The 7,912-nt window shown below is 36.4% G+C and carries 7 protein-coding genes and 1 pseudogene; 3 read left to right on the top strand and 5 right to left on the bottom strand.

The window, feature by feature from the left end; all coding sequences use genetic code 11:
• Positions 1 to 157 precede the first annotated feature (157 nt).
• Together QHH19_05865 and QHH19_05860 are read right to left on the bottom strand one after the other, a co-directional pair.
• Positions 158 to 1,272, bottom strand: a pseudogene (locus tag QHH19_05865) (permease).
• 5 nt (positions 1,273 to 1,277) lie between these two features.
• Positions 1,278 to 1,535, bottom strand: coding sequence for a metalloregulator ArsR/SmtB family transcription factor (locus QHH19_05860; GenBank protein MDH7517852.1), 258 nt, complete (start codon positions 1,533 to 1,535; stop codon positions 1,278 to 1,280).
• 152 nt (positions 1,536 to 1,687) lie between these two features.
• Between QHH19_05860 and QHH19_05855 the strand changes: the two genes are divergently transcribed.
• From QHH19_05855 to hypD, 3 genes are read left to right on the top strand one after another with little or no spacing between them, the layout of a single operon-like run.
• Entirely contained in the window at positions 1,688 to 3,247 is a 1,560-nt protein-coding gene (locus QHH19_05855) for a radical SAM protein (protein MDH7517851.1), read from the top strand.
• A 13-nt stretch (positions 3,248 to 3,260) separates the two neighbouring features.
• Positions 3,261 to 3,491 (top strand): HypC/HybG/HupF family hydrogenase formation chaperone, encoded by a 231-nt coding sequence (locus QHH19_05850; GenBank protein ID MDH7517850.1) that lies wholly within the window; start codon positions 3,261 to 3,263, stop codon positions 3,489 to 3,491.
• Positions 3,491 to 4,573 (top strand): hydrogenase formation protein HypD, encoded by a 1,083-nt coding sequence (hypD, locus tag QHH19_05845; GenBank protein MDH7517849.1) that lies wholly within the window; start codon positions 3,491 to 3,493, stop codon positions 4,571 to 4,573. The genes QHH19_05850 and hypD overlap by 1 nt, the downstream gene beginning before the upstream one ends.
• Positions 4,574 to 4,639: 66 nt before the next feature.
• Here the strand turns inward: hypD and QHH19_05840 are convergent, their stop codons facing one another.
• The 3 genes from QHH19_05840 to QHH19_05830 all read right to left on the bottom strand — a co-directional run.
• A complete protein-coding gene (locus tag QHH19_05840) occupies positions 4,640 to 5,503 on the bottom strand; it encodes a hypothetical protein (protein MDH7517848.1) in 864 nt (287 codons plus the stop codon).
• Between the two features lie 102 nt (positions 5,504 to 5,605).
• Positions 5,606 to 7,804: a carbamoyltransferase HypF gene (gene hypF, locus QHH19_05835; protein MDH7517847.1), complete on the bottom strand. Its 2,199-nt coding sequence runs from the start codon at positions 7,802 to 7,804 to the stop codon at positions 5,606 to 5,608.
• Positions 7,804 to 7,912: NADH-quinone oxidoreductase (locus QHH19_05830; GenBank protein ID MDH7517846.1), on the bottom strand; the 109-nt coding region annotated here is incomplete at its 5' end. The genes hypF and QHH19_05830, both read right to left, overlap by 1 nt.

Raw genomic sequence — 7,912 nt, 5'->3', positions numbered from 1 at the left:
ATGCAGACCGCATAGAGGTTGTAGTTTTGATGGTGAAAAAAAAGAACACTTTTTATGAGTGCAGGATTCACTGATCATATTTGGACAATTAATGAGGTGATGAACTATAAAATTTAATCATTTTATGACACTAGGTTTAATTTCACCTCTTATTAAATTATCCAGCAATTATACCATAAACAAAACCAACAAGAGCAGCAACAACAATTACCAATACAAAATATGTAAAGGCTTTTTTCACACCCATAACCTTAGTGATAACAACCATATTAGGAAGACTCAAAGATGGCCAACAAGCAAAAGTGCAATGGCAGGACCACCACCCATCAAACCAGCACTATAACCAAACAAGTTACCAACAATAGCAACCTCAAGCAATGTTGGCATATACAAAATAGCACCAATCACAGAAGCAAGAAAACACGAAAAAATATCGTTACCACCAATATATGGTTTAACAGCAACACCAACAGCATTAGCTGGATCAGTACCAGGCATAAAATAAGCAGCTATGCCACCAATTATACCAACAATAAAAACACCGACAAGCAAAATTGGGAAAATCTTTTTAGTAAGACTCCAGGTTTCCATGCCCCAACTTTTAACCTCATCACGAGTATAATAAAAAATAAGAATACCTGAAACAACAAGTGTTAAAAAATAAACAATAGCAAGTTTGGGAACCCAATCAATATAATTACTACTAGCAGCACCAATAACAAGAATCAAAACAAGCAAAACTAAAAACATCAATGAGATCCAAACAGGGCGACTACTTTTTTCTTCACCTGTTTGAACTGCAAAAATATCTTTATCATCTTTATGTTTTTCAGATTCTTCTCTTCTAAAAATAAGTGCCATTAATAGACCAATGACTACCGCCATAGTTATTGCTGCAATTGCTCGCACAAGACCAATATCGTAACCAAGAACTTGAGCAGTTAAAACAATTGCTAAAATATTTATTGCTGGTCCTGAGAATAGAAACGCTGATGCAGGACCTATTCCTGCACCACGTTTATGAATACTAGTAAACAAAGGAAGAATCGTGCAACTGCAAACAGCAAGAATTGTACCAGAAAGAGCTGCAACAGGATAAGAAATATATCTCTTAGTATGAGCGCAAAAATATTTTAAAACACTTTGTTTTGAAACAAAAACAGCGATAGCACCAGCGATAAAAAAAACAGGAATTAAACAGGTTAAAACATGAGCTGAGAGATATTCAAGTAATGCTTCAATGCCTGCAAATAAAATATCAATTGGTGTCATTTATTTCACCTAAGTTTTTTTGCCTGGTCGATAATTTTAAAAATATCTTTGTTTGATACTTTGATTAAAATTCGGTTTCCATTTTTGCGTTCGTTGATAATGCCTGCGTATTTCATTACTTTTAGATGCTGAGAAACATTTGGTTGGGATTTGCCTGTAAATGGTATTATGTCGCATATGCATTTTTCACCATTTCTTATGCATTCAAGGATTTTGAGTCTGGTTTCGTCTGCTAGTGCTTTGAATATCTCTGTTTCATTCATAAAAGTATATAAGTAAATTTGAATATTTAAATATTACGAAATTTTAATCTTGGGGCATATCCTAAAAGGATTCAACCAAATAGATAGGGCGACACAGTTATATACAACACGGTTTTTTACTGTCACTCAAAATAAAGACAAAAAGTGAGTATATGAGCTTTAATAAATCAAATCTTAAAAAAGGCCTCCCAAAAGAAACACAGTCATTATGCCCTGAATGTAAAAAAATCATTAAAGCAACTATTTACGAAAAAGATGGTAAGGTTTTGATGAAAAAAACCTGTGAAGAACATGGTGACTTCGACGACGTATATTGGTCAGATGTAGACATGTATTTGAAGGCTGAGGAATGGGCATATGATGGAAAAGGTGTGGACAACCCGAAGATCACAGATGCAAAAGTCTGCCCATATGATTGTGGTCTCTGTAATCTTCATCTTTCACATACCTGTCTTGCTTTGATTGATTTAACTAATCGTTGTAACCTTAAATGCCCTATTTGTTTCGCTAATGCTAACGCAGCAGGCTACGTGTTTGAACCATCCTATGATGATGTTGTTCGTATGATGGAAAACCTGCGAGCGGAACGCCCCGTACCATGCAAGGCTATCCAGTTCGCTGGTGGAGAGCCAACTATTCACCCACGTTTTATGGATATTGTTGCTAAAGCAAAAGAGATGGGTTTCGCACAGATACAGGTTGCTACAAATGGTTTGAAGATGGTTGATTTTGATTTCTGTCAGCAGATGAGAAACGCTGGTATGAACACGATTTATTTACAGTTTGATGGATTGAGAGAACAAGACTATGTTGCTGCTAGAGGAAGAAATCTATTGGATGTAAAGTTGAAAGCCGTGGAAAACTGTAAAAAAGTTAAACCAAAGCCGTTATCCACAGTACTGGTCCCAACTGTTGTAAAAACAATAAACGATGACCAAGTTGGGGAGATTGTAAATTATGCTATTAAAAACGCTGATGTTGTGCGTGGTGTTAATTTCCAACCAGTATCATTCACAGGCAGAATAGATAAAGAACAACTGGAGGAACAACGATACACAATACCTGATCTAATTCATGATCTGGAGAAACAAACTAGTTTCCTAAAAAAGGATGATTTCTACCCTGTACCGGTTGTTGCCCCGATATCTGATCTTGTCTCAATTTTATCTGACCGTGAGGAGATAACCTTCTCAGCTCATCCACATTGTGGTTACGCGACATTTGTTTTCATAAACAAAGGAAAAGTAACACCGATTCCAAGGTTTGTAGACGTAGAAGGTTTATTCACTCGGATGGAAGAGCTATCAAAGAAAGCAAAGAAATTAAAGTTTTTCATAAAACTTTATAGGGCTGTTAAAAAGAAACAGGATATTGCTAAAACTTTTGACAAATATTTTGGAGAATTTATTGACAAAAAAAAGATGCCTAAAGGACTAGATATAATGGAGATACTATCAGACATCGCATCTGAGAAAGATAAGAAAGCTGTTGGTAAGTTCACATGGAAGACCATGATGATTGGTGTTATGCATTTCCAGGATAATTACAACTATGATATAGAGCGGGTGAAACGCTGCGTTATCCATTATGCAACCCCTGATGATAGGATAATCCCGTTTTGTGCATACAACGGTGGACCAACTTTTAGGGACGAGGTTGAAAAGAAATTCAGTATACCTCTTGATGAATGGAGAAAAACTCATAAAGAGTAGAAGTTAGTGAATTATGTGTTTAGCTATACCTGGTAAAATCGTTGAAATTGATGATAAGAAAGAACATGCAACAGTTGACTATGGGGAGGGTACTAGACGCAAAGCTAACATAACGCTTGTTGACGTAAAAATCGGTGATTATGTTCTTGTTCACGCTGGTTTTGCTATACAGGTTTTAGACGCGAAAGAGGCTCGTGAGACTCTTAATCTTTTTAGAGAGATGCTTTCCATGGAGGAGTCTTAGTGTTTCCTTTGAAAGACAAAAAGCTAGCGGAGGACATAGTTTCTAGGATAGAAAAACTGGATGTTAATCTGAAGTTTATGCATGTCTGTGGCACTCATCAGGATACTCTTGTGAAACATGGTTTGGATGTTTTGCTAAAGAAATGTGGCATAGAAATAGGGCAGGGACCAGGGTGCCCTGTCTGCGTTACTACAGCTAAAGAGATCGAAGAGATGCTGTTACTTGCAAGAAAAGGTAAAACAGTTGCAACTTTTGGTGACATGATAAGGGTACCAGGGGAAAAACATTCATTGCAGGGTATGAAAGAAGAAGGCTGTGATATCAGAACGGTTTATGGTATCGAGGATGCTGTTTCCATCGCTGAAAAAAACAAGAATAAGGATGTTGTTTTCATGGCAGTTGGTTTTGAAACAACTGTGCCCACGACCGCCTCGGTTTTACTAAAGAATCCTCCGAGTAATTTTTCTGTGCTTAGTTGTCATAGATTGATACCACCTGCTTTGAAAGCTATTCTTGATATGGGCGAGATAAAGATTGATGGATTGATACAACCAGGGCATGTATCCACAATTATTGGGACAAAACCATATGATTTTATTTCAAAAAAATATAATGTTCCACAGGTTGTTGCTGGCTTCGAGCCACTTGATTTATTGATGGGTGTGTGGATGCTTGTTGAGCAGATTAAGCATGGAACTGCATTTGTTCAAAATGAATATACTAGGGCTGTGCATGAGGATGGGAATGTGAAAGCAAAAAAGGTTATCGACGAGGTTTTTGAAACAGGTGACAAAAAATGGAGAGGTTTCCCTGTTATCCCAAAGTCTAGTCTAGAGTTACGGAAACAATTTGAGGAATATGATGCAAAAAAGAAATACGAAGACGATTTAGAAGAATTGAAAAACAAAGATTTCAAGGAACCAAAAGGATGCAAATGCGGGGAATTACTAAGAGGCTTATTGTCACCGCAGGATTGCCCGTTGTTTGGAACTCGTTGTAAACCAGGATCGCCTGTTGGTCCATGTATGGTTAGCATAGAAGGTAGCTGCAATATTGAATATCGTTATAAAAAAACAAAATAAGAAATAGAAAAAGAATGTATGCAAATTGATTGCACATTTTTAGTTGCCCTTATATAAAAAAAGAGGTTATTGATAGTTCGTAGACTTTAACTCACCATGAACCTCGCCGTTTGGAAGGACCGCATCAACTTTTATTATGTTGCCCGCAGCTGGTGCGTAGTAATATTCAAAGTAATCACCAATGAGAGATTGTATCTTATAAGCACTGTAGGTTCCTGCCTCGACTGTTACATCTTTTTTTTCTAAGCAGAAGAATGCAAATGGTGTCCATGAGTAATGTACACTAACAGTAAATGGGATCTGTATTACTCCAAAAATACCACCAAAAACTGAGCTCATTGTTATTGTTAAATCAGGTAAATTCCAGAATTTAAGCTCATACAAAGGAAAATCAAACAAAGGAACATCAACACTAAGTTGACCATCCCCAACAAGTTTGAAGGGAATTGGAATAGCAAAAGGTAATGAGTTGATCTTGGTTCTTGTAATACCTCTTATTTGAATTGAGAGATCATGTAGTTCAAGATCAGATTTTGTTAACTGTATTGTTCCAGTAAAACGAGTAAGTGAAGGTTTGAATTCTCCGACAAGATGAAATGTTTTCGTCTGAGATGAAAGAACAATATCATAAAATGCAGTTAATTTCCCAGAGACGGCTAAGGTATAGTAGTCACCACTTGTATCAGTTACCTTCCATCTTAAATCATCAATTGTCCCATTCATAAAAATCTTCTGCCCACTTTTGTTATAATCAACAACTACGTTGTCAATGGTATAAATCCATGTATCACCAACATTCCACTCCGGGGCATCATCATCTAAAAAAGTTGTTTCCTGTAATGATAAATTAGTCTGATTACTTTCAGCAACAGCCTCTATTACACTTAGGACTAAAATTCCTAATAATAAAAACGATAATATCCTCTTCATTTTTTACCTCCTTCTAAAAATTGATTAGCTATTGTTAATTTAAAAAGATTTTGCTAGTGTAATGTTATTACAGGAACAAATATCATATAAGATAAGAAAAACTTACAACTTATGACCAACAATAACATTCTGCCCGATGGAAATACCACCATCACCATTAGGCACCCTATTATGAACAATTAATTTTAAACCAGCTTTATTCACTTGTTTTTCAACCATCTCATTGATTGGAATATTATACGAAACACCACCAGTAAGACCTATGGTTTTAATGCTGTTTTCCTTAGCATTTTCAACTGCAATTTCAACAAGTTTATCAACAATCGATTTAACCATAGAATAAGCAATGTCTGCTTTCTGGGTTTCTGTAAAAGGTGTTTTTATTTTTTCTTCGACCTCTCTAAAAAGATCAGTTGTACCAACAACACCGTTTTTAACTTCAGTATCAAAAGAATATTTAGGTTTCCCAAGAGCAAGATACCTTTCAAGTTTCATAGCAGGTTCACCATCATATGTTCTCTTCTCACAAATATCAAGGTAACATGATAACGCGTCGAGGACTCTACCAAAACTACTAGATTTAGGTGACTTGCTCATAATTTTACTAAGCACATCCGCTTCTTTCCCAGTGAAATATTTTTCTTCATCAAATTTCTTAAATATCGCAAAAACAAGTCTACGTGGGTCCATCGTAGCTCGGTCACCACCAAGCAACGGAATATATTCAAGGTGACCAACTCGTTCAAAAGAATCAAAACTTGAAACCAGTACCTCACCACCCCAGAAAGTACCATCACTACCATAACCAAGCCCATCAAGCGTCAAAACAACACTTTCATCTATCTCGTTATCCAGTAACAATGAAGCTGCATGCGCCCAGTGATGCTGCACCTCAAAAAATGGGGCTGAAAACTCTTCTGAAAACTTTTTAGCGCTCTCTCTCGAGTTATAACCAGGGTGAAGATCCATCGCCACTGCATCAACAACTTTTCTATCCATAATTAATCTCATAAGATGCCTAAGACCCTGCTCAAGAAACTCTAAAACAGAATAATACTTTGAGTCACCAATGTACTGTGTAGCATACAATTTATTGTTACACGACACTGCTCCGCAGATGTTCTCACCAGCACCAACACTAACAACATTTTTATCATAAGTAACATCAAAAGGCTCTGGTACAAAACCACGTGATTTACGAAGGAAAAACCTGTTTCCCTTCCACACTCTAACAACCGAATCATCTACCCTATTTGGTATACCTCTGTTATGCAGTAGATAATAATCTGCGCCTAACGAAAAAACCTCATCATTACTGGTTATCATCGGCTCACCAGGAATATTTGCAGAAGTCATAATAACTGCATCAGATTCTAGAAACGAAAAAAGGATATGATGCAGACCAGTGTAAGGGAGATACAAACCAATTGTGTTAAGACCAGGGGAAACATCTTCTGCTTTTTTCTTTTTAACAAGAACAACAGGTTTATTCGCTGACAACAAAAGCTTGCGTTCATCCTTCGAGATATAACCATATTTTCCAGCGGTTTTAATGTTCTTTACCATTACAGCAAAAGATTTTTGTGGTCTATGGTACCATTCACGGAAATGCTTTATCTCATCAATTTTACAACAGATGTGCATTCCACCCCAGGATTTTATAACTCCTATACTACCATCGTCTATATACCGCGCAAATCGCTGAATCGCATCTTTACCTCCAAGATCCCTCTTTTTTTTATCATATAACCTATACTCTGGTCCACAAAATGGGCATGATATAGTCTGAGCATGATACCTTCTATCAGCTGGATTTTTGTATTCCTCTTCGCATTTTTCACATAGCTTGAAATCACTCATAGAAGTACGTTCCCTATCATAAGGAACATCTTTTATTAGACTGAATCTAGCCCCACAAACAGTACAATTCGTAAAAGGGAAAAGATAACGCCTGTTTTTTGTGTTAAAAATTTCTTCCAAGCAATCATCACAAGTAGCTATATCAGCTGGTACCTGCGACTGTTTCTCACCCTCTTTGCTATGCAATATCCTGAAATCTTTGAACACCCTATTATCTTTCTCAATAATAATCTCATCTATCTTCGCTATAGGTGGTAATTCCTTTTTGATTTGTTCAATAAACTTATTAGGGTTTTTGTCAACAACAACCTCTACTTCAGAGCCGGTGTTTAAAACATAGCCTTTTAGACCCATCTTTGTTGCTACACGATATATGGTTGGTCTAAAACCAACTCCTTGTACAATACCTTTGAAGATAAACTTGGTTGAATTAGTCATCATTATTCAACAATTAAATCCTTGGAATACAAATCTGAATGAGCCAGTAAAAATTCATTACTCATACTAAGACAATTAACAGGACAAATGTCATTACACTGAGAACAAAAC

This window comes from Candidatus Thermoplasmatota archaeon, from assembly GCA_029907305.1.
Taxonomy (GTDB): Archaea; Thermoplasmatota; E2; order DHVEG-1; family DHVEG-1; genus JARYMC01.
This window is presented reverse-complemented; position numbering and strand designations above follow the sequence as displayed.

What these genes read in the sequence shown, in the direction of transcription:
- QHH19_05860 (MDH7517852.1), bottom strand. Translation starts at nt 1,535, where the DNA reads ATGAATGAAACAGAGATATTCAAAGCACTAGCAGACGAAACCAGACTC.
- QHH19_05855 (MDH7517851.1), top strand. Translation starts at nt 1,688, where the DNA reads ATGAGCTTTAATAAATCAAATCTTAAAAAAGGCCTCCCAAAAGAAACA.
- QHH19_05850 (MDH7517850.1), top strand. Translation starts at nt 3,261, where the DNA reads ATGTGTTTAGCTATACCTGGTAAAATCGTTGAAATTGATGATAAGAAA.
- QHH19_05840 (MDH7517848.1), bottom strand. Translation starts at nt 5,503, where the DNA reads ATGAAGAGGATATTATCGTTTTTATTATTAGGAATTTTAGTCCTAAGT.
- hypF (MDH7517847.1), bottom strand. Translation starts at nt 7,804, where the DNA reads ATGATGACTAATTCAACCAAGTTTATCTTCAAAGGTATTGTACAAGGA.